Source organism: Sphingobacterium spiritivorum, from assembly GCF_016724845.1.
Lineage (GTDB): Bacteria > Bacteroidota > Bacteroidia > Sphingobacteriales > Sphingobacteriaceae > Sphingobacterium > Sphingobacterium spiritivorum_A.
In genome coordinates, this window is record NZ_CP068082.1 from 1,084,491 (window position 1) to 1,103,741 (window position 19,251).

17 protein-coding genes are annotated in these 19,251 nt (G+C 38.8%); 12 read left to right on the top strand and 5 right to left on the bottom strand.

Annotated features, from left to right (window positions below):
- Positions 1 to 133: 133 nt before the first annotated feature.
- The gene (locus tag I6J03_RS04555) at positions 134 to 634 is read right to left on the bottom strand and encodes a hypothetical protein (RefSeq protein ID WP_232279863.1); all 501 of its coding nucleotides are present in this window, start codon (positions 632 to 634) and stop codon (positions 134 to 136) included.
- Between the two features lie 138 nt (positions 635 to 772).
- The gene (locus I6J03_RS04560) at positions 773 to 1,363 is read right to left on the bottom strand and encodes a C40 family peptidase (RefSeq protein WP_003012468.1); all 591 of its coding nucleotides are present in this window, start codon (positions 1,361 to 1,363) and stop codon (positions 773 to 775) included.
- 105 nt (positions 1,364 to 1,468) lie between these two features.
- Between I6J03_RS04560 and I6J03_RS04565 the strand changes: the two genes are divergently transcribed.
- Positions 1,469 to 2,374 (top strand): EamA family transporter, encoded by a 906-nt coding sequence (locus I6J03_RS04565; protein ID WP_003012465.1) that lies wholly within the window; start codon positions 1,469 to 1,471, stop codon positions 2,372 to 2,374.
- A gap of 67 nt (positions 2,375 to 2,441) precedes the next feature.
- Here I6J03_RS04565 and mtaB read toward each other — a convergent pair whose 3' ends face one another.
- Entirely contained in the window at positions 2,442 to 3,764 is a 1,323-nt protein-coding gene (gene mtaB, locus I6J03_RS04570) for a tRNA (N(6)-L-threonylcarbamoyladenosine(37)-C(2))-methylthiotransferase MtaB (protein WP_198137148.1), read from the bottom strand.
- A 110-nt stretch (positions 3,765 to 3,874) separates the two neighbouring features.
- Here mtaB and I6J03_RS04575 point away from each other — a divergent pair, with 110 nt between their 5' ends.
- The 4 genes from I6J03_RS04575 (at position 3,875) to I6J03_RS04590 (ending at position 7,912) form a co-directional block, all read left to right on the top strand.
- Positions 3,875 to 4,696: a thymidylate synthase gene (locus I6J03_RS04575; protein WP_003012459.1), complete on the top strand. Its 822-nt coding sequence runs from the start codon at positions 3,875 to 3,877 to the stop codon at positions 4,694 to 4,696.
- 88 nt (positions 4,697 to 4,784) lie between these two features.
- Entirely contained in the window at positions 4,785 to 5,279 is a 495-nt protein-coding gene (locus I6J03_RS04580) for a dihydrofolate reductase (protein ID WP_003012456.1), read from the top strand.
- A 5-nt stretch (positions 5,280 to 5,284) separates the two neighbouring features.
- A complete protein-coding gene (locus I6J03_RS04585) occupies positions 5,285 to 6,598 on the top strand; it encodes a cryptochrome/photolyase family protein (protein WP_003012453.1) in 1,314 nt (437 codons plus the stop codon).
- Positions 6,599 to 6,661: 63 nt separating this feature from the next.
- On the top strand, positions 6,662 to 7,912 hold the full coding sequence (locus I6J03_RS04590) for a serine hydrolase (RefSeq protein ID WP_003012451.1): 1,251 nt from the start codon (positions 6,662 to 6,664) through the stop codon (positions 7,910 to 7,912).
- A gap of 75 nt (positions 7,913 to 7,987) precedes the next feature.
- Here I6J03_RS04590 and I6J03_RS04595 read toward each other — a convergent pair whose 3' ends face one another.
- On the bottom strand, positions 7,988 to 8,992 hold the full coding sequence (locus tag I6J03_RS04595; protein ID WP_003012447.1) for a D-alanine--D-alanine ligase: 1,005 nt from the start codon (positions 8,990 to 8,992) through the stop codon (positions 7,988 to 7,990).
- A 162-nt stretch (positions 8,993 to 9,154) separates the two neighbouring features.
- Here I6J03_RS04595 and I6J03_RS04600 point away from each other — a divergent pair, with 162 nt between their 5' ends.
- The 7 genes from I6J03_RS04600 (at position 9,155) to I6J03_RS04630 (ending at position 17,314) form a co-directional block, all read left to right on the top strand.
- Complete coding sequence (locus I6J03_RS04600; RefSeq protein ID WP_003012444.1) at positions 9,155 to 9,913, top strand: PASTA domain-containing protein; 759 nt, start codon at positions 9,155 to 9,157, stop codon at positions 9,911 to 9,913.
- Between the two features lie 11 nt (positions 9,914 to 9,924).
- Positions 9,925 to 10,968, top strand: coding sequence for an endolytic transglycosylase MltG (gene mltG / locus I6J03_RS04605; RefSeq protein WP_003012443.1), 1,044 nt, complete (start codon positions 9,925 to 9,927; stop codon positions 10,966 to 10,968).
- 9 nt (positions 10,969 to 10,977) lie between these two features.
- Positions 10,978 to 11,388, top strand: a complete 411-nt coding sequence (locus tag I6J03_RS04610) for an acyl-CoA thioesterase (protein WP_003012441.1) — start codon at positions 10,978 to 10,980, stop codon at positions 11,386 to 11,388.
- Positions 11,388 to 12,356 carry a YihY/virulence factor BrkB family protein gene (locus I6J03_RS04615; RefSeq protein ID WP_003012439.1) on the top strand — a complete coding sequence of 323 codons (969 nt, stop codon included), beginning with the start codon at positions 11,388 to 11,390 and terminating at the stop codon, positions 12,354 to 12,356. Before I6J03_RS04610 ends, I6J03_RS04615 begins: the two co-directional genes overlap by 1 nt.
- Before the next feature lie 72 nt (positions 12,357 to 12,428).
- A complete protein-coding gene (locus tag I6J03_RS04620) occupies positions 12,429 to 14,567 on the top strand; it encodes a hybrid sensor histidine kinase/response regulator (RefSeq protein WP_201694172.1) in 2,139 nt (712 codons plus the stop codon).
- 133 nt (positions 14,568 to 14,700) lie between these two features.
- Positions 14,701 to 16,635 (top strand): 30S ribosomal protein S1, encoded by a 1,935-nt coding sequence (gene rpsA / locus I6J03_RS04625; RefSeq protein ID WP_003002268.1) that lies wholly within the window; start codon positions 14,701 to 14,703, stop codon positions 16,633 to 16,635.
- Between the two features lie 103 nt (positions 16,636 to 16,738).
- Entirely contained in the window at positions 16,739 to 17,314 is a 576-nt protein-coding gene (locus tag I6J03_RS04630) for a YdeI/OmpD-associated family protein (RefSeq protein WP_003012433.1), read from the top strand.
- A gap of 41 nt (positions 17,315 to 17,355) precedes the next feature.
- Here the strand turns inward: I6J03_RS04630 and I6J03_RS04635 are convergent, their stop codons facing one another.
- Complete coding sequence (locus tag I6J03_RS04635; RefSeq protein WP_201694173.1) at positions 17,356 to 19,251, bottom strand: RecQ family ATP-dependent DNA helicase; 1,896 nt, start codon at positions 19,249 to 19,251, stop codon at positions 17,356 to 17,358.

Here is a 19,251-nt window from a genome sequence, read left to right on the forward strand (position 1 = left end):
GACACAAATGTAGAGAGCGGATATTAAGTCAGGATTAAGACCCAATTAAATGATTATTATTTCGCATTTATTACTCCATAAAAAAGGTCACTCTACGGTAGAGTGACCTTTTTTATGGAGTATATTTTTAGTTTTATCTAGCCTGTGCTTCTGCGATCATTTTCAGAATCTCATCAACAACAGTCTTAGCAGCATCTTTCATCTTCGGATTGCCAGGATAATCGGCATCCAGCGTGACTTTTTTGGACTTGTCTTTATAATTGTATTCCACATAGTAACGCGGAATCTCTTTACCTTCACTTGCATTTGCTCTCCTGGTTGTCATATCGTCATCCAGATTCCAGAATCCAAGTTCCATTGCTTTGCGGTGCAGATACAATAAATCATCTTTACGAAGTTTTAATGTGTCATTGATCAATGAATCACGCTTATCCAGATATTGATAATGGTGGGTTTTGGAATTGAATTCATTGACCATATGATCGGGTTCTCCATATTTAATGACAATCGATTCGAAATCCGAAAATCTGTATGGAGCATTCTTGACCATATTAGAATAGTAATACACACAGTACAATAAAAACGGAACTACTATACATAGTCCAATAAAGATCTTTCTACTATTTAAACTCATTTCTAAATTCTAAAATTTTGACAAAAGTACAGAATATAATAAGGAATCATCAAACTTTGGCCGTCAAAACAGGAAAGAGTCAACTTTTATTGCTATAAGTTGACTCTTTTCATTATAAACCGGAGCTTACTGTTTCTGTTATAATTTAATAGTGCCTGCTCCGGTAAAGTATTTTGCATACCATGAATCTGTCAGATCTGAAATGATTACTCCCTTTCGGGTAGATACATGAACAAATTTATGATTGTGGAGATAAACACCTACATGATCTATTGCTCCTCCTCCGAAGGAGAAAAAGACAAGATCCCCTTCTTTTAGCTGGCTTTCTCTCTTACTGTTTACAAGTGCTCCCATATCTCTTGAGGTACGGGGAATTATTTTACCATATACGTCTTTATATAAGATTCCTACAAAACCTGAGCAATCGATTCCGCTTTTGGTTTGTCCTCCCAGACGATGCGGACTTCCCATCCAGTCATTAATAAATCCGTAGAGATAGCGGTTATTGAGATCCCTGACGCTTACATTTAGCAATTTGGCATAATTCTCCAGATTAGAACCTGTCAGATCAACGCCTCTTGCCGAACTGGCATCTGATAATACTCCGCTTGTACGATTTTCTCCTTTGTAGCCACCACCTACCAATACTTTCTTTTTACTGGAACAAGAAGATAAGACTAAGAAAACAAGACATACTGAAAAAGCTAAGTAAGAGGATATTCGCTTCATAAAAAGATAAGTTGTTGCTATACAAATGTACAAAAAACGTCATATGACGACAATATATTAACGTCGATGTTGCTTAATTCGTACATTTGGCAGGAATTTTAGAATATGGAAAAATTAAAGGGTGCAATCGCAGTTTTTTTAGGGGCAAGTAGTTTTGGTATATTATCCACCTTTGTAAAAAAGGCTTATGCTCAAAACTTCACACTGGCAGAGGTAATCGGTATGCAAGTACTTTTCGGAATGGTGATTTTGTGGGCTATTTACTTTGGGGTACGAATATTTAATAAGGAACGATTGGATAAGTATCCGAAGAAGACCAAATTATGGACAATATTGATCAGCGGATTTTCTACCGGTCTGGTCAGTATCCTGTATTATAAATGTGTATCTCTGGTACCTGCTTCACTGGCAATCGTACTTCTGATGCAATATATCTGGATAGGTGCATTAATAGAATTTATTATCTTCCGGTCTAAACCATCCCGAAAACAGGCTATCGGAATAGTTGTCATTCTCCTCAGTACGTTATTAGCTACAGGTCTGCTTGATAAAGGAATTGAATCTTTTGATCTGGCAGGAATTGGATACGGATTGCTGGCCGCAACAGGATATGCGTCCTTCCTCATTGTCAACGGACGTGTTGGAAATGATTATCCCCCTATTCAGAAAAGCGGCCTGATGGTGACGGGATCATGTATATTGATCTTTATTCTTTTCCGTCCCATTTCCTTGTTTACAGGAGAATTGGGTGATGGGATTTGGTACTTCGGATTGATTCTCTCCATATTCGGGACCGTATTACCACCCCTCCTGTTTGCTTACGGGATACCGAAGATCGGCGTCTCGCTGAGCAGTATATTAAGTGCTGCAGAGCTCCCGGTGGCTGTGTGTATGTCTTACTTCGTATTGACTGAGCACGTCACTTTGCTTCAATGGATCGGAGTAGTGATCATTCTATTGATTGTAGTATGGATGAATCTGAATAAAGAGAAGGCTACAGAAACAGTCTGACAATATTAAAAAAGACCGACTGGAAATCCTGTCGGTCTTTTTCGTTTTATATGTTTATGTTTCCTTGTTAGGCGTGAATAAATACTTCCGGTAATTCTTCTATTTCTACTTCTCCGGTCTCGGCAACCGAAGTAAATCTGACCTGAATCACTTCGTTAACCAGAAGGGGATCGTAAGCTGTACGTACTTTCACATAGTTTTTGGAGAACCCATGCATGAATCCTTCTTTTTCATCACTTTCAAAAAGTACGTCTCCAATTTTACTTAATTGATTTTCATAAAATGCCCGCCGTTTTTTTTCGGAAAGGATATGCAACATTTTGCTGCGATCACTTCGTTGTGCGCCCGGTACAGCACCCTCCATCTGCGCTGCAATCGTGTTTTCACGTTCAGAATACGTAAATACATGCAGGTACGAAATATCCATCTCATTGAGAAAGTTGTACGTATCCAGAAAATCCTCACGTGTCTCTCCGGGAAAACCAACAATCACATCGACTCCAATACAACAATCCGGCATCAGCGATTTTATTTTCTCGACACGTTCGGCGTACAATTCACGTTTATACCGGCGACGCATCATTCCTAAGATTTTATTATTCCCAGATTGCAACGGCATATGAAAATGCGGAACAAAACGTTTGGATTGTGCTACAAATTCTATAATATCATTTGCCAACAGATTGGGTTCTATAGATGAAATACGAATACGGTCTATTCCTTCTACTTCATCCAGTGCTTTTACCAGATCCAGGAACCGATCCTGACGTTCTCCGTCACGGACACCAAAATCCCCGATATTGACACCGGTCAGTACGATTTCTTTTACACCTGACGCTGCGATTTCTTCTGCCTGACGCACAATATCCTCAATCTTTCCGGATCTGCTGGCTCCGCGAGCCAATGGAATTGTACAAAATGTACAGGAGTAATCACAACCATCCTGGACTTTCAAAAATGTCCGGGTGCGGTCACCAATAGAATAGGCCGACACAAACTGATTGGTCTCATCTATCGGTGCATTATGAACAATTGTCTTTTCCTGCTTGGTGAGATCATTGATATGCTCTATGATATTGAATTTTTCAGCAGCACCCAATACCATATCCACACCTGGTATATTAGCGATCTCCTGAGGTTTCAATTGGGCATAGCATCCTACAATAGTGATATAAGCATTCGGAGAATACTTCAGAGCCTCTTTGACGACTTTTCTACACTTCTTATCTGCATGATCTGTAACAGAGCAGGTATTGATGACATATACATCTGCCTGGCTATTGAAAGCTGTAGTTTCATAGCCGGCATCTTTGAATATACGCCCAATAGATGAGGTCTCCGAAAAATTCAGTTTACATCCAAGGGTATAAAAAGCTACTTTTTTATTCATAATAATTTTGCAAAAATACATAAAAACTTGCAAAATGTGAGTTGTTGAAAAATTGTGACACTCTAATGGTTCTAAATCCCTTATCTTCGTATGTCTTTTAAATAAAAATCATGAAACAGTATTTAGATCTCCTTAAGCACGTATATACCAATGGTGTAACCAAGACTGACCGTACGGGTACAGGTACCAAGAGTGTGTTTGGCTATCAGATGCGATTCAATTTAAAAGAAGGATTCCCTTTGGTTACGACAAAAAAACTACATCTGCGTTCGATTATTCACGAACTGATCTGGTTTTTGAAGGGAGAAACCAACATTCAGTATTTAAAGGAAAATGGTGTGAGCATATGGGATGAATGGGCAGATGAGCAGGGCAATCTTGGCCCGGTATATGGTTCACAATGGCGTTCATGGCCGACTCCGGCCGGAGAGCACATTGATCAGATCGCTCAGGTGATCAAGCAACTAAAGAATACTCCGGACTCACGCAGAATAATTGTATCCGCATGGAACGTGGCTGAAATAGAACATATGGCTTTGCCTCCTTGTCATGCATTTTTTCAGTTTTATGTTGCTCCGGCCCAACCTGAAGCCGGCATTATGAAACCACAGTTGTCCTGCCAGCTCTACCAGCGGAGTGCAGATATATTCCTGGGTGTACCTTTTAACATCGCATCTTATGCCTTGTTGACAATGATGGTCGCGCAGGTTTGTGATATGGAAGCTGCAGAATTTATTCATACACTCGGCGATGCACATATTTACAGCAATCACTTTGAGCAAACTGAATTACAACTGAGCAGGGATCCGAAGCCACTTCCGAAAATGATCATCAATCCGGATGTTCGTGATATTTTTGATTTCAAATTCGGAGATTTTGAGCTGGTAGATTACGAATCTCACCCGCATATCAAGGCACCAGTAGCTGTTTAGTAACAATCTCTAATACTGGAAGTAAGAATTTAAGAACAGTCAGATACAAAACGAAAAAACAGTTCCAACCGACTACATCAATACGTACATGTCACATTTGAAAATAACACTCATCGTTGCCGCAGCCGAAAACAATGTCATTGGTAAAGACAATCAAATGCCATGGCATTTGCCGAATGACTTTAAATACTTCAAGAAAAATACGCTCGAACACAGTGTCATTATGGGACGTAAAACATTTGAAGCCATTGGTAAAGCACTTCCGGACCGTCGCAATATTGTGATCTCTCGCAATCAGGATTTTCATCATCCGGATGTAGATACGGCTAATAGTCTGCAGGAGGCGATCCTGTACTGCCGGGATGAGCGAGAAGTATTTGTGATCGGCGGAGCGAATATCTATGAACAAACTCTGCCATTTGCACATAAAGTATTGTTGACACGTGTGCATACAACTATTGAAGGTGATGCCGTATTTCCTGTGTTAAATCCTGAAGAGTGGATGCTGGAAAGTGAAGAAAAGCACTTTGCAGATGATAAACACGCCTTTGATTATACCTTCCAGGTCTTTAACCGTAAGTAATAGCCATGTCTGCGGTACCAACATCCATATTTTGGTTTCGACGTGACCTGAGACTGGAAGATAATCACGCTTTATTCCGTGCATTAAGTTCAGAAGCAGCGGTACAGCCGGTTTTTATATTTGATTCCACGATACTGACCAGGCTGGATGATCCGGCCGATGCCAGAGTAACATTTATTTACCAGCAACTTCAACTGCTACAGGAACAACTGAAACCTTACGGCAGTAGTATCAAAACGTACTATGGTGACCCGGCAACAGTATGGGAAGAGATATATGAAGAATACAAACCCGCAGCAGTATATGTAAATTCGGATTACGAACCGGCGGCGATTACCAGAGATCTTCTTATCCAAGGAATTTTACAGCAATATGAGGTCGATTTTCTCACGTTCAAAGATCAGGTTATCTTTGAAAAAGATGAAATCGTCAAAAACGACGGATTGCCATATACAGTATATACGCCTTATAAAAACAAATGGCTTACAACGCTGGAGGAAAAACTTCCTCTACCTTCTTACAATTCCGAAAATCTCCTTAACAATCTTCGCCAGGCTGATTATACGCTTCCTTCTTTACAGGATCTTGGCTTTTCTCTGTCTACCATCCCATTTCCTGAAAAAACTTTCTTTACAGGTATAGCTGATTATGCTGACACAAGAGATATACCAAGCCTTGAAAACGGAACTTCTCATCTGGGTGTACATCTGCGCTTCGGAACGATCAGTATACGAAAATTAGTAGAACGGGCTTACCCGTCACAGAATAAAACCTACCTACATGAACTTGTCTGGCGGGAGTTTTTCATGATGTGTCTATGGCATTTTCCACATACGGTCAACCAGGCGTATTACAGCAAGTATGATCACATCCGATGGGAAAATAATTTAGCTCACTTTGAAGCCTGGTGTAACGGACAGACCGGATATCCGCTGGTGGATGCCGGAATGCGTGAATTAAACACGACTGGTTTTATGCACAATCGGGTACGTATGCTGACAGCCAGTTTCCTCTGCAAGCATCTGCTGATTGATTGGAGATGGGGAGAGGCTTATTTTGCACAGAAATTATTAGACTATGATCAAAGTGCAAATATCGGCAACTGGCAATGGGCTGCTGGTTGCGGCATGGATGCTGCACCCTACTTCCGTATTTTTAACCCGACCATACAAACCAAAAAGTTTGATCCTAAATTTGTTTATATCAAAAAATGGGTACCTGAATTTCAGGACTTCAGTTACCCTTCTCCCATTGTAGAGCATGCATGGGCGAGAGATCGGGCATTAGCCCGATACAAAGCCGGTTTTGAGCATTCATAACAAAAGAAATATGCGTTTTTGTGCAATTTTTAATTAACTTCACTTAAGAATTGTCTGCAAATTATGAAAAAAACCATTTTTATTGTTCTGAACCTAATTGCCATGCATAGTTTTGCACAAAAAACAGATACAACTTATCTTGAAAAATTACTCAGAAGCCATCCTGATTTATTCGGAGAGATTCTGAACCATCCTACACATCACGAAGTACAGATTATCTATACACAGATAGACAGGGATAAAAATAATATTCCGCACTTCAAATCGTTCAGCTACAGACTCAATCCGCATTGGTATTTCTATCCGGCGAGCACTGTTAAATTGCCGACTGCAATCCTGGCTTTAGAAAAGATTAATGAACTCAACATTAAAGGACTGACAAAAGACACTCCTCTGAGAATAGATTCTGCATTTGAAAAGCAGACCCGGGTAGATCATGATTCTTCTTCGGAAACCGGACTGCCAAGTGTTGGTCAGTATGTCCGCAAAATCCTGCTGACCAGTGACAACGATGCTCAAAACAGACTGTTTGAGTTTATTGGCCGCGAAGAATTAAATAAGAAACTAAAGAAATACGGAACCCAAAATAGCCGGATAGTCAACCGTCTTGCCATTGGCGATAAAGGTATCTGGGCAAAAAATACGAACCCTGTAACATTCTATGACGGGGACAAGATATTATATCATCAGGAAGCAAGATATGATGTCAATGATTATCCAATGAATCTGAAAAACACGATACAGGGAAAAGGATATATGAATGATAAAGATGAAATTGTGTATCAGCCATGGAGCTTTGAGGGCCTGAATGTATATGCACTGGAAGATCAGCAGCTCATTATGAAAAAATTACTTTTTCCCGAAGCTTACGGACCTTCAGAAAGATTTAAGCTCTCAAAGACAGACTATGATTTTGTATATGATTATATGTCCCGCTATCCTTTCGAATCTGAATATCCAAAGTATGATGAAAATGAATTTTGGCCAACATATAGTAAACTTTTATTCTATGGACGTGACAAACAAGCCGTCTTAAATACGGACATACGAATCTTTAACAAATACGGAGATTCCTACGGATACAATATTGACAATGCTTATATCGTAGATTTCAAAAACGGGGTCGAATTTCTGCTTGCAGCTGTAGTCCAGTCTAATGAAGACGGAATTTATAATGATGGGATTTATGAATATGAAACCTTGACTTATCCGTTCTTAAAAAATCTGGGACAACTGCTTTATCAGGAAGAATTAAAAAGACCTAAAAAAGTAGAGCCTGATCTGACAAAATTTGATTTCAGAAAAAAACATTAAAAAAATCCGCCATTTGGAAAATATGCATAGCGTGTATGTCTTCCAAATGGCGGTATAGCCCTGAATATTACAGCTCTATTTCTTTAACGCAACTTCTATCAGCTCCCCGTAAAAATCGGTTTCTTTCATTCCGGCAGCACGTACCTGTTGTGGAATAAAACTCTGAGCTGTCTGCCCAGGGATGGTATTAATTTCAATAAAATAGAACTTATCTGTTCCGTTTTCCAGGAAAAAGTCTATTCGAACCATTCCTTTACAATTTAACCGGATGTACACTTCTCTGAGTAAGGCTGCTATTCTGGACTGTTGCTCTTCGGTAAGATCTGCCGGTGTAATCTCCTCTGTCAATCCGGGCGTATACTTTGCTTCATAGTCGAAAAACTCACGTGTAGTTTTCACTTCGGTTGCAGGGAGAACAGTCAATAAGCCTTCTACATTTCTATAAATACCTTGTGAAAATTCCCGTCCGGTCACAAATTCTTCCACAATAACCTGCTTGCCTGTATTCTCTGCATCAAATGCTTTATCGATTGCTTCAGCCAATTCCTCATTGGTTTTCACCTTCGTCATACCTATACTGCTTCCTCCGGCATTCGGTTTTACAAAATACGGCAGGGACAGATTAGCTTGTACAGTTGCTACAGCCTCAGCACGCTGTGCTTCAAACAACAGCACAGATTTTGCCATATGCAAATCCGGAATACCGGCAAGTACTGCTTTAGTATATCCTTTATTCATTGTCAGCGAAGAAGTCAGTGCATCACAGGAAGTATAAGGAATATCCAGCATATCAAAATACCCCTGCAAACGCCCGTCTTCACCAGGAGTTCCATGTATCAGAATAAAAGCAAGATCAAACCGAATAGTTTCATGGTCAAGCGGAAGTGTAAAGTTTTCACGATTGACCGTAAATTTCACGCCTTGTTCATTGACATGAAACCAGTGGTCTTTTGTAATTGTAATCAGGTAGACATCATATTTATTGTGATCCAGCTGACTATACACAAATGCAGAACTTTTAAAAGAAACTTCTGCTTCTCCTGTATAACCTCCGGTTAATAATGCTATTTTTGCTTTCATAAAATTTAGTGATTCTTATTAGCAAATATAATTTGCTATGCACGGAAAAACGAATAATTTTGTTTTAATTATGGTATAATACTTAACTTAAAACCAAAGCGTGGCTTCAAGTTTGTATGTACTTTTTTGTTTATACTCAATATAGGGTCTTAGATTATTACAATGTCAAAAATATTCACCTACTTAAGGACTGATACCTTCAGAAAGAATTTATTGTTAGCAATTGCCTTTTTTGTTGTCCTTTTTCTGGGCATTTACTTTGGATTAGGAATTTATACAAAACATAATGAAGCGATTCCGGTGCCGAAAGTCAAAGGAATGATAATCGAACAGGCTATTGATGCCCTTGACAATGCCGGACTGGATTATCAGATTGATTCTGTATATCAGATGGATGCCAAGCCGGGTCTGGTGATTGAGCAGGATCCTGAACCCAATTTTCATGTTAAAAGCGGGCGTACAATTTATCTGACCATTATCTCTAAAACCGCACCAGAGGTTGATTTCCCGAATATTATTGACAAGACGCTTATTGAAGCTTCTGCTATTCTGAAAAATCATGGGTTCCGTTTGGGGGATACAACTTATATCGCGGATATTGCGAAGGATGTAGTATTAGATGTAAAATTTGCAGGGCAAAAGTTAAAACCCGGACGTATGGTACCTAAGGGTTCACGTATCGAACTTGTACTGGGTGACGGTCGCGGAGAAGATGAGATAAATATTCCTAATCTGTTAGGGCTGACCTTAACGGAGGCTAAATTTGCATTACAAGGTGTAGGACTGAATGTCGGCGTAGTACAATATCAGGGAACAGTAAGTGATTCTACAGCAGCACGTGTTATCAGTCAGACTCCTGACACGACTGTAGGTCTGGTGAGTTTAGGAACTCCTATTAACCTTTCACTTTCTCAGCAATAGAAAATATAATCATGGAAAAGAAAAACAGAAAAATGCCTAAATGGCTGGGAATTATAATTGTCTTAATCTTAGTAGTAGGAGGTTATTTCGGATGGAAATATTACCGTGCATTTTTTGGATCAAGTGTTACTGCCAATCAGGAATATTTATATATCCGCGACAATTCAACGTATGAGCAGGTTTTACAGGAAATTAAGGAGAAGAAAATCGTTGATAATCCGGAGCTTTTTGATTTTGCGGCGGCACAAATGGATTATAAAAACAGTGTGAAACCCGGCCGGTACAAACTGACACCAGGCATGAATAACCGTCGTCTGATCGGAAATCTGCGTGGTGGCTATCAGGATGCTGTCAAATTCAGATTCGAAACTGTACGCCTGAAAGAAAACTTTGCGGCTTTATTAGCTAAAAATTTTGAAGCTGATTCGGCTACTTTCATGCAGTTGCTGAATAATGATACATTAGCCGAACAGTATGGATTTACGAAAGATAATTTTTTTACGATGTTTATTCCTAATACATACGAGATCTATTGGAATACTGCTCCTGAAAAAATTATAGCCCGCTTCAATGATGAATATAAAAAATTCTGGAATGCAGAACGCCTGGAAAAGGCTAAAGCCCTTGAACTGACTCCTCAGGAAGTCAGCGTACTTGCTTCTATTGTGAAAGGTGAGGCACTGCACAGAAATGAAATGCCTAAAATCGCAGGACTATACATCAACAGATTGCGTAAAGGGATGTTGTTGCAGGCTGATCCTACAGTTATATTTGCGAATCAGGACTTCACTATCCGCAGGGTACTGAACAAACATCTTCGGGTAGTATCACCATATAATACTTATCTGAATCGTGGATTGCCTCCGGGACCAATCAGCCTGCCTACCATTGCTTCTATTGATGCAGTATTGAATTATGAGCATCATGATTTTATTTATATGGTAGCAAAAGAGGATTTTTCAGGATACCACAATTTTTCCAAAACTGAAACAGAACACTTAGCATATGCCCGTAAATATCAACAGGCATTGAATGACCGAAATATTAAGAAATAATCAGAAATAATGTTTGTATTTGAAAACCAGTTACGTGTACGATATGCAGAAACAGATCAAATGGGATACATGTATTACGGTAATTATGCTGCATTCTATGAAGTAGCACGGACAGAAATGCTGAGAAGCACAGGCATCTCTTACAAAGAGCTGGAAGACATGGGCGTCATGCTGCCTGTGCTGGAACTAAACTGCCGCTTTATGAAACCGGCACGCTATGATGAATTGATCACTATCAAGACAACAATAAGAACCAAACCCGGTATTCGTCTAAAATTTGAACATGAATTGTATAACGAATCAGGCGAATTGATCAATACCGGATCGACACAACTGGTATTTGTGGATATCAAAAAAAACAAACCATGTATGCCACCGGCTATTTTTCAACATAAAATGGCTGCTTATTTTGGAGAGTAATGAACAAATTTCACCGAATATTACTAACGTTCAAGCCATACGATAATTTTATTGAATGGACCAAGTCGGTAATACTTCCGGGGTTCGGATCTCTACCCTTGTATACTGTTGGGATTTTCTTCTTTCAGGAAATCGCCAGAGAATCCATTCTCAATAAAGCATCTTCTCTGGCCTATAATTTCCTGCTCGCTATGTTTCCGGCTATCATCTTTCTGTTTACGATGATTCCTTATATTCCTATTGATAATTTTCAGGAACAATTACTGGAATTCCTCAAAGTGATCATTCCGCACAATGCCTTTGGTGTTATCCAGACGACTCTGGAAGACATCATTAAAAATCAAAACGGGGGGTTGTTATCTTTTGGTTTTGTGCTGGCGGCTTTCTTTTCCACAAATGGTATGCATACCCTTATGCTGGCCTTTAACAAGGCCTCCCTTACCACAGAAAACCGCAGCTGGGTAAGACAGCGTCTCGTGGCATTGGCTTTATCCTTTACCATTATTGTTGCCCTCACAGTCGGGATGAGTATCTTTACATTTGCCGGTATTGTAATCAATTATCTCAAATCAAATATTTCGGTAGATGTGTCCTGGTTCTGGACATTTATTATTAAAGCCGCCAGATGGATTATCTTATTCGGGATTTACTTCTTTACCGTAAGTTGTCTTTATAAATTCGGACCAGCCTCTAATCAGAAATGGAAACTGTTTAGTCCGGGAGCGACGCTCGCCACTATTCTTGCAATTCTGACTTTTTCCGGATTTGCTTATTATATCAATCACTTCGGAGCATACAATAAATTATACGGATCTATCGGAACGATAATAGTGATCATGATCTGGATGTATCTTAACTCCTTAATATTACTGGTTGGATATGAACTTAATGCCAGTATAGCTCTTTCCAAACAGAGCATAAAAATAGTAAGACCACGTACTTACAATTCTTTTAAGCCTGTAGATTAGGCTCTACAATTTTCAATATTAAATAATAATTAACACAATAAAAGCCTTTATTTTGTGCTTGATTTATTTTGAATGCGAAAATCGATTGTCATACACCAAAACAGTAATCGGGTAAGAAAAATCCTCCTTTTTTCTACAATTGTTTTGTTTGTCATCATATCTTTAGTATTTCTTATTTCCATTCAACAATACAAAAACATCCAAAAAAGGCTTGAAAACATCTATCTCTCCATTAATGAAGAGAACAGTGATTTTTCTGATATTCTGACGAAGTATAATGAAGCGGAAAACTATTTCCGGCTCTTTTCCATCGATTTTGACATCGAAAGTTACAGCAAATACGAGCAGAAACTTCTGGAGATCAACGGCGCTATAGATTCCATGCTGGTCTCTTCCAACAGAGATACGAATTCCTCCAAATCGTATAATGACAACATCGGAAAAAGGAAGGTAATAGCAGACGATTTTGTATTATTACGCTTAAGGATTTCCGAAATTCTGAATTACTCGGACACTCTAAAGCAATACCCCCAGATGTTGTCAGAAAGTGAAATCTTTAACGTCCTCACCGTCCCCCATTCAGAATCCATCAAAAACAACAAGGCTAAAGAATTTATTGTAGTTAAAAAAAAGCCCTTTTTCAAGAGAATATTTGACAGCAAAAATGACACGATATCCCTTCAAAACTTAGTCACCAACGAGGACAGACAGAAAGAAATCAAACTACAGAAACAACTAAACATCAACGCTGCCAACAGCAGAAATAAACTCGCAACTCTCAAAAAATCTTTCTTCGATCTGCGCCAAAAAGAACGCGAACTGTTATCCACCAATTTTTCACTTTTATATGATCTGAACAAAATTATCAGAGATATTCACGAAAATCAGGTTGTTCAAAAGCATTTAAACTCCAGCAACGAAACAAAAACACTTTTCGAAAGAACCAATCAATTTAAATGGACAATGATCAGTTGTCTGTTTTTTATGTTTATTATGATTTGTATGATAATCTATTATCAATTGTACAGCAATTACTATGAACGTAAACTTATCGAAGAAAAACTTTACGCCAATAAACTTGCAGAAGAAAAGACGGATACAATAGCCGAAATAACACATGAAATCAGAACACCAATCAATTCTTTGATAGGTATTATTGATTTATTAAAAAAGAAAGAAAACCTATATACAGATAAAGATAAACTTCTTTTGGAATCTGCTTATTCAAGCATTCAAAACACCTCAAAAACAATTAATGATATCCTGAATCTGAGTAAAGTGGATGACTCCAGTAATAATCTCTTATTGAGCAACTTTGACATTAATGACTTACTTATGGATGTAGTTGAGCAAAATCGCAATCAGGCCGAATTAAAAAATCTGCAGATAAAGTATGTTAAGGAAAAAGGATTGCGAACTATTGTATATTCTGATGAATTCAAAATCAGACATATCTTAAACAATCTGCTTTCCAATTCGATCAAGTACTCTCAGAAAGGAACAATTATCAGCTCAGTGATGATTGATAATAAAAGCAGTCAGCTGATCCTGACAGTAGAAGATCAGGGCATAGGTATATCTGCTGATCTTGAAAAAACCATTTTCAGAAAATACTTTACGGTCAATAAGAATAATAAAGTAGAAGGTGGTGTCGGCTTAGGATTGTTTATTCTTCAAAAACTGGTAAATAGTCTCAATGGTAAGATCAGCTTTACCAGCCAGTCGAATGTAGGAACCACTTTCACCATAACGATTCCAATTCCCCCTGCCAAACAGCCTAAACCCGGAGATACAGAAAAAGTCACCTCCGTAACGGAATTACGTAAAGATATCTCCTGGCTCATTGTAGACGACAATGCTCTTAACCTTTTGTATATGAAGCACTTTTTCGCATTGCATCCGCATGTAGAAACTGCTACCAACGGAGCTGAGGCGTTAGAGGTGTTACAGAAAAAGAAAATAGATATTATTATCACAGACATCAATATGCCTATCATGACAGGTGATGAAGTACTGATGCATATTCGTAAAAATCCTAAATACAACGATATACTTGTTATAGCGACTTCATCAGATAATGAGCAGGTAAAATCACTGGAAATCAAGCATAACATATGCTTTAACGGAATTTTGGTAAAACCTTTCAATGAAAAGAAATTAATAGAGGTGATCTCCAACACCCTAAATTCCTGCCAGAAGACTCCCCAATAAGCACAATTTCAAGGTGTTTCAACAAATATTTTCAAAGAAAGTCTATATTTTTTTTCACATAAATACTTGTTAATAAAAGTTTTTCGTATTTTTGCAGTCCCAACTGAGTTGGGAAAAGGAGATAAATTAATTAATGGCAAAAAAACAAGAAGCAGAAAAAGAGTTAGCGGCGAAAAACGCAGAGCTACAAGGTGCTGACACCAAAGTGGTGAAAGACACTGAAAAAATTGAATCAGAAGCTGATTCAAAATTAATCGACGAAATCAAATCTAACGCTTGGAGCACCCCTGAAGGTGAATTCGACTGGGATCTTGATGAGAAAAAATTCGGAAGTTACAGTGAAGCTGAGCGTTCTAAATTAGAAGAGCAATATGCTGGAACTTTCAACCAAATCAACCAAGGCGAGATTATTGAGGGTGTTGTAGTATCTGTAAACAACAAAGACGTTGTTTTGAACGTAGGTTTCAAATCTGACGGTCTTGTTTCACTTTCTGAGTTCCGTGATCTTCCAGATTTGAAGGTTGGTGACAAAGTTGACGTTTTCGTAGAGTCGCAAGAAGATGCTAACGGTCAGTTAGTATTATCTCGCAAACGTGCTAAAACTCAAAAATCTTGGGAAGCTATCAACGAAGCATTGGAAAATGATGCAATCATTGATGGTTTTGTTAAGAGCCGTACTAAAGGTGGTCTTATCGTGGATATCAAAGGTGTTGAAGCATTCTTACCTGGATCTCAAATCGATATCAAACCAATCCGTGACTACGATATATATGTTGGTAAAACAATGGAATTCAAAGTTGTTAAAATCAACCACGAATTTAAAAACGTTGTCGTTTCACACAAAGTGTTGATCGAAGATGATTTGGAAAACCAAAAATCTGAAATCGTAGCTAAATTAGAAAAAGGTCAGGTATTAGAAGGTACTGTTAAAAATATCACTGATTTCGGTGTGTTCATCGACTTAGGTGGTGTTGACGGATTACTTCACATTACAGATATTTCATGGGGTCGTATCGAGCACCCGAAAGAAGTTTTGGCATTGGATCAGACTATCAACGTAGTTGTATTAGACTTTGATGATGAGAAAAAACGTATCGCGTTAGGCTTGAAACAATTATCTGAGCACCCTTGGGAATCTTTAGATAAAGATCTTGTTATCGGTTCTAAAGTAAAAGGAAAAATCGTAACAGTTGCTGATTACGGTGCTTTCTTAGAAATCATCCCGGGAGTAGAAGGATTGATCCACGTATCAGAAATGTCTTGGTCTCAAAATTTACGTTCTCCACAAGAGTTCTTGAAAGTAGGTGACGAAATCGAAGCTGAAATCCTTACTCTGGACAGAGAAGAGCGCAAAATGAGCCTGGGTATCAAACAATTGACTCCAGATCCTTGGAAAAACATCACTGAACGTTACCCTGTTGGTTCACAACAACAAGCTGTTGTTAAAAACATGACTAACTTCGGTGTATTTGTTGAACTTGAAGAAGGTATCGACGGATTGATCCACATCTCTGATCTTTCTTGGTCTAAGAAAATCAACCACCCTAACGAATTCACTAAAGTTGGTGAAACATTAGACGTAGTTGTTTTAGAACTTGACGAAGAAAACAGAAAACTGAGCTTAGGTCACAAGCAATTAGAAGAAAACCCTTGGGATACTTTCGAAACTATCTTCACAATTGATTCAATTCACGAAGGTACTGTATTGAAAGTTGGAGATAAAGGTGATATCGTAGCTTTACAATATGGTGTTGAAGGTTTCTGCCCTTCTAAACACTCTGTAAAAGAAGACGGTTCTTCATTGAAAGTTGACGAAGTTGCTCAATTCAAAATTATTGAATTCAACAAAGAGAACAAACGTTTAGTAATTTCGCACTCTCGTATCTGGGAAGATGAAAGAGCTGAAGCTCGTGTTGAAGAATTCAATGCACGTAAGAAAGAAGCAAAAGCTGCTACTTCTGCTGTGAAAAAAGTGAAAGATTCAGTTGAGAAATCTACTTTAGGTGACTTAGACGTTCTTGCACAATTGAAAGAGCAAATGGAAGGTGACGAGAAGAAATCTAAATAATCTTTAGATTGATCTACATATTCCGAAACCCTGACGATATCGTCAGGGTTTTTTGTTTATATTCGGATGTCAATAATTTCATCTTTAATCAAACAGTAGTGAAATGGATAAAACCAATAAATGGATAGAGGAACTTGATCTGCTGACGCAAATTATTCAGCAGTTTCCTTTGGAGCAGACAACCAAATGGGGCGGTCCCGTATTTACCTATCAAAATAAAAACATCCTTTCTTTCGCAGGATTCAAAAATCATTTTGCGCTTTGGTTTTTCAACGGATCACATCTAACGGATCCTTACCAGGTGTTGCATGCTACACAGGGTGAAAAAACCAAAAACCTCAGACAGTGGCGTTTTACTGACCGCTCTGAAATAAACAGCAAACAGATCGCAGAATATATTACAGAAGCGATAGAAGCGGAGAAAAAAGGACTGAAAGCATTACCCGGAAAGAAAGAATACATTCCTATGCCTCCATCGCTCAAAGATCAACTGGACAACGATAATGTACTAAAACATGCTTTTGAAAAACTAAGTCCGGCAAAGCAAAATGAATACAATGAATATATAGCAGAAGCGAAACAAAGCAAGACACAAGCCGCCCGTATTGACAAAATAATTCCAAACATTCTGCAGGGTTACAGTTTACATGAGCAATACAAAAAGCCAAAGAAAGTATAAAAAATTAGCTTAATCAATAGAATTACCGGATGCAGTATATGCTAAAAAGCATTCAACCAGGTATACTGTTCATCTTTGACTACAACTTGTCCTTCGTCCAGAAGTTCGCGAATCACTTTTAATCGGATCGTATCATCTCCGATAGTTATCCGATCCACCAGACTATGAAGATCCAGCGTATCATCAATCAGCAGTATTTTGACCTCTGCTTTGATCTTTTGTTCCTGATTGGAACGATGCTGGCGAATAAGACACAAATCACATTCTCCACATGGAGCAGCAGCCTTCTCTCCAAAATATTCACGAATGGAAATACTTCTGCAATTCTTCGTATCAAGATAAGCATATATAGCTTTGAGTTGCTCCTCCTTAACCTCTCTCCGTTCCCTGATAAACTGGGTATCGATATAAAGGTTTTTATAGTCTACTCTGTTTTGCAGAAATTGCAATTGCGGAGCATCTGTATGAGGTAAATAACTGGCGACCTGTTGTTTTTGCAGATTCTTCAGCATTTCCACCACTGTACCATAAGAGATCTTCAGCTTTTTAGCAAACTCATATTCATTGATATGTATATAAAAATCAAAAGCTCCCCCGTATGAACGCAGGATCGCTTTTATCAAACCGTCATACTTCGCATTACTGATCTGGAATTTGTACAATTCCTGATAATCTATTTCAAACTTGAATCGGGCGGGTATGAAAACGGCTTCAGACAGCGAAAGCCACCCATCTCGTTCCAGAAATTTCAATGCACTCATCGTCGACAAAAGATCGACCTTATACTTCTTGGCGAACTCCACCACATCAAAATCGAATACAGCTCCTTCTCCTGCTCCGTATGCGATTTGAAAATGATTGCAAAGGTGGTGATATAACTGTTGAATAAATGTAATCTCCGGAAATCCGGACTCCATATTACTCCATAGTCTTTCCCGATCTTCCTGTTGATACAACAGCACGGGGAATGCTTTTTTTCCGTCTCGTCCCGCTCTGCCCGCTTCCTGATAATATGCTTCCAGTGCGTCCGGAATATCCAGGTGAATAACAAACCGTACATCAGCTTTATCAATTCCCATTCCGAAAGCATTTGTTGCTACGATAACGCGAATCTGATTAGTCATCCAGGCATCCTGTTTCTGAGAACGGGAGAGTGTATCCATACCTGCATGATAAAAATCAGCAGGTATTCCGTGATTCAGCAGATGTCTTGCGATTTCCTGTGTCTCTCGTCTGTTTCGGACATATACCACCCCTGATCCTCCCTGCTTCTTGATAATACGGATCATACGTCCTATCTTATCTTCTTCATGCAATGCCATATACCCCAGATTTTTCCGCTCAAAACTCATGCTGAATACCTGAGGAACTTTGAAATTCAACTTCTCCTGAATATCCTCAACGACTTTTGGTGTAGCAGAAGCTGTGACAGCTAAAAAAGGAATATCCTGATGCAATTCCTTTAAGCCCGTTAGTTGCAGATAAGAAGGTCTGAAATCATACCCCCATTGCGAGATACAGTGGGCTTCATCAATCGCAAACAGGTTGACTTTCATATAGCGGATACGCTCTCTTACTACATCGCTGTACAACCGCTCTGGAGCGAGGTATAAAAACTTTATCTTACCAAAGATACAGTTGTCTAATGCAATATCTATTTCTCGGGGACTCATCCCGGAGAAAATCGCAATAGCTTCAATTCCTCTTTTTCTCAATTGCTCTACCTGATCCTTCATTAACGCAATAAGAGGACTGATAACAATGCAGATTCCTTCTTTCATCAATGCAGGAACCTGATAGCATAAAGATTTACCTCCGCCTGTAGGCATTAACGCAAGGGTATCCCGGCCCTGCAAGACAGAATCGATGATTTCTTCCTGCAAAGGGCGAAATGACTCATATCCCCAATACTGTTTTAAAATGGCCTTACTTGTCAT

Coding starts and splice junctions, on each gene's coding strand:
- I6J03_RS04615 (WP_003012439.1), top strand. CDS start 11,388: ATGAACAAATTTCACCGAATATTACTAACGTTCAAGCCATACGATAAT.
- I6J03_RS04595 (WP_003012447.1), bottom strand. CDS start 8,992: ATGAAAGCAAAAATAGCATTATTAACCGGAGGTTATACAGGAGAAGCA.
- mtaB (WP_198137148.1), bottom strand. CDS start 3,764: ATGAATAAAAAAGTAGCTTTTTATACCCTTGGATGTAAACTGAATTTT.
- I6J03_RS04585 (WP_003012453.1), top strand. CDS start 5,285: ATGTCTGCGGTACCAACATCCATATTTTGGTTTCGACGTGACCTGAGA.
- I6J03_RS04635 (WP_201694173.1), bottom strand. CDS start 19,251: ATGACAAGTAAGGCCATTTTAAAACAGTATTGGGGATATGAGTCATTT.
- I6J03_RS04600 (WP_003012444.1), top strand. CDS start 9,155: ATGTCAAAAATATTCACCTACTTAAGGACTGATACCTTCAGAAAGAAT.
- I6J03_RS04555 (WP_232279863.1), bottom strand. CDS start 634: ATGAGTTTAAATAGTAGAAAGATCTTTATTGGACTATGTATAGTAGTT.
- rpsA (WP_003002268.1), top strand. CDS start 14,701: ATGGCAAAAAAACAAGAAGCAGAAAAAGAGTTAGCGGCGAAAAACGCA.
- I6J03_RS04560 (WP_003012468.1), bottom strand. CDS start 1,363: ATGAAGCGAATATCCTCTTACTTAGCTTTTTCAGTATGTCTTGTTTTC.
- I6J03_RS04565 (WP_003012465.1), top strand. CDS start 1,469: ATGGAAAAATTAAAGGGTGCAATCGCAGTTTTTTTAGGGGCAAGTAGT.
- I6J03_RS04590 (WP_003012451.1), top strand. CDS start 6,662: ATGAAAAAAACCATTTTTATTGTTCTGAACCTAATTGCCATGCATAGT.
- I6J03_RS04620 (WP_201694172.1), top strand. CDS start 12,429: ATGCGAAAATCGATTGTCATACACCAAAACAGTAATCGGGTAAGAAAA.
- I6J03_RS04575 (WP_003012459.1), top strand. CDS start 3,875: ATGAAACAGTATTTAGATCTCCTTAAGCACGTATATACCAATGGTGTA.
- I6J03_RS04610 (WP_003012441.1), top strand. CDS start 10,978: ATGTTTGTATTTGAAAACCAGTTACGTGTACGATATGCAGAAACAGAT.
- mltG (WP_003012443.1), top strand. CDS start 9,925: ATGGAAAAGAAAAACAGAAAAATGCCTAAATGGCTGGGAATTATAATT.
- I6J03_RS04580 (WP_003012456.1), top strand. CDS start 4,785: ATGTCACATTTGAAAATAACACTCATCGTTGCCGCAGCCGAAAACAAT.
- I6J03_RS04630 (WP_003012433.1), top strand. CDS start 16,739: ATGGATAAAACCAATAAATGGATAGAGGAACTTGATCTGCTGACGCAA.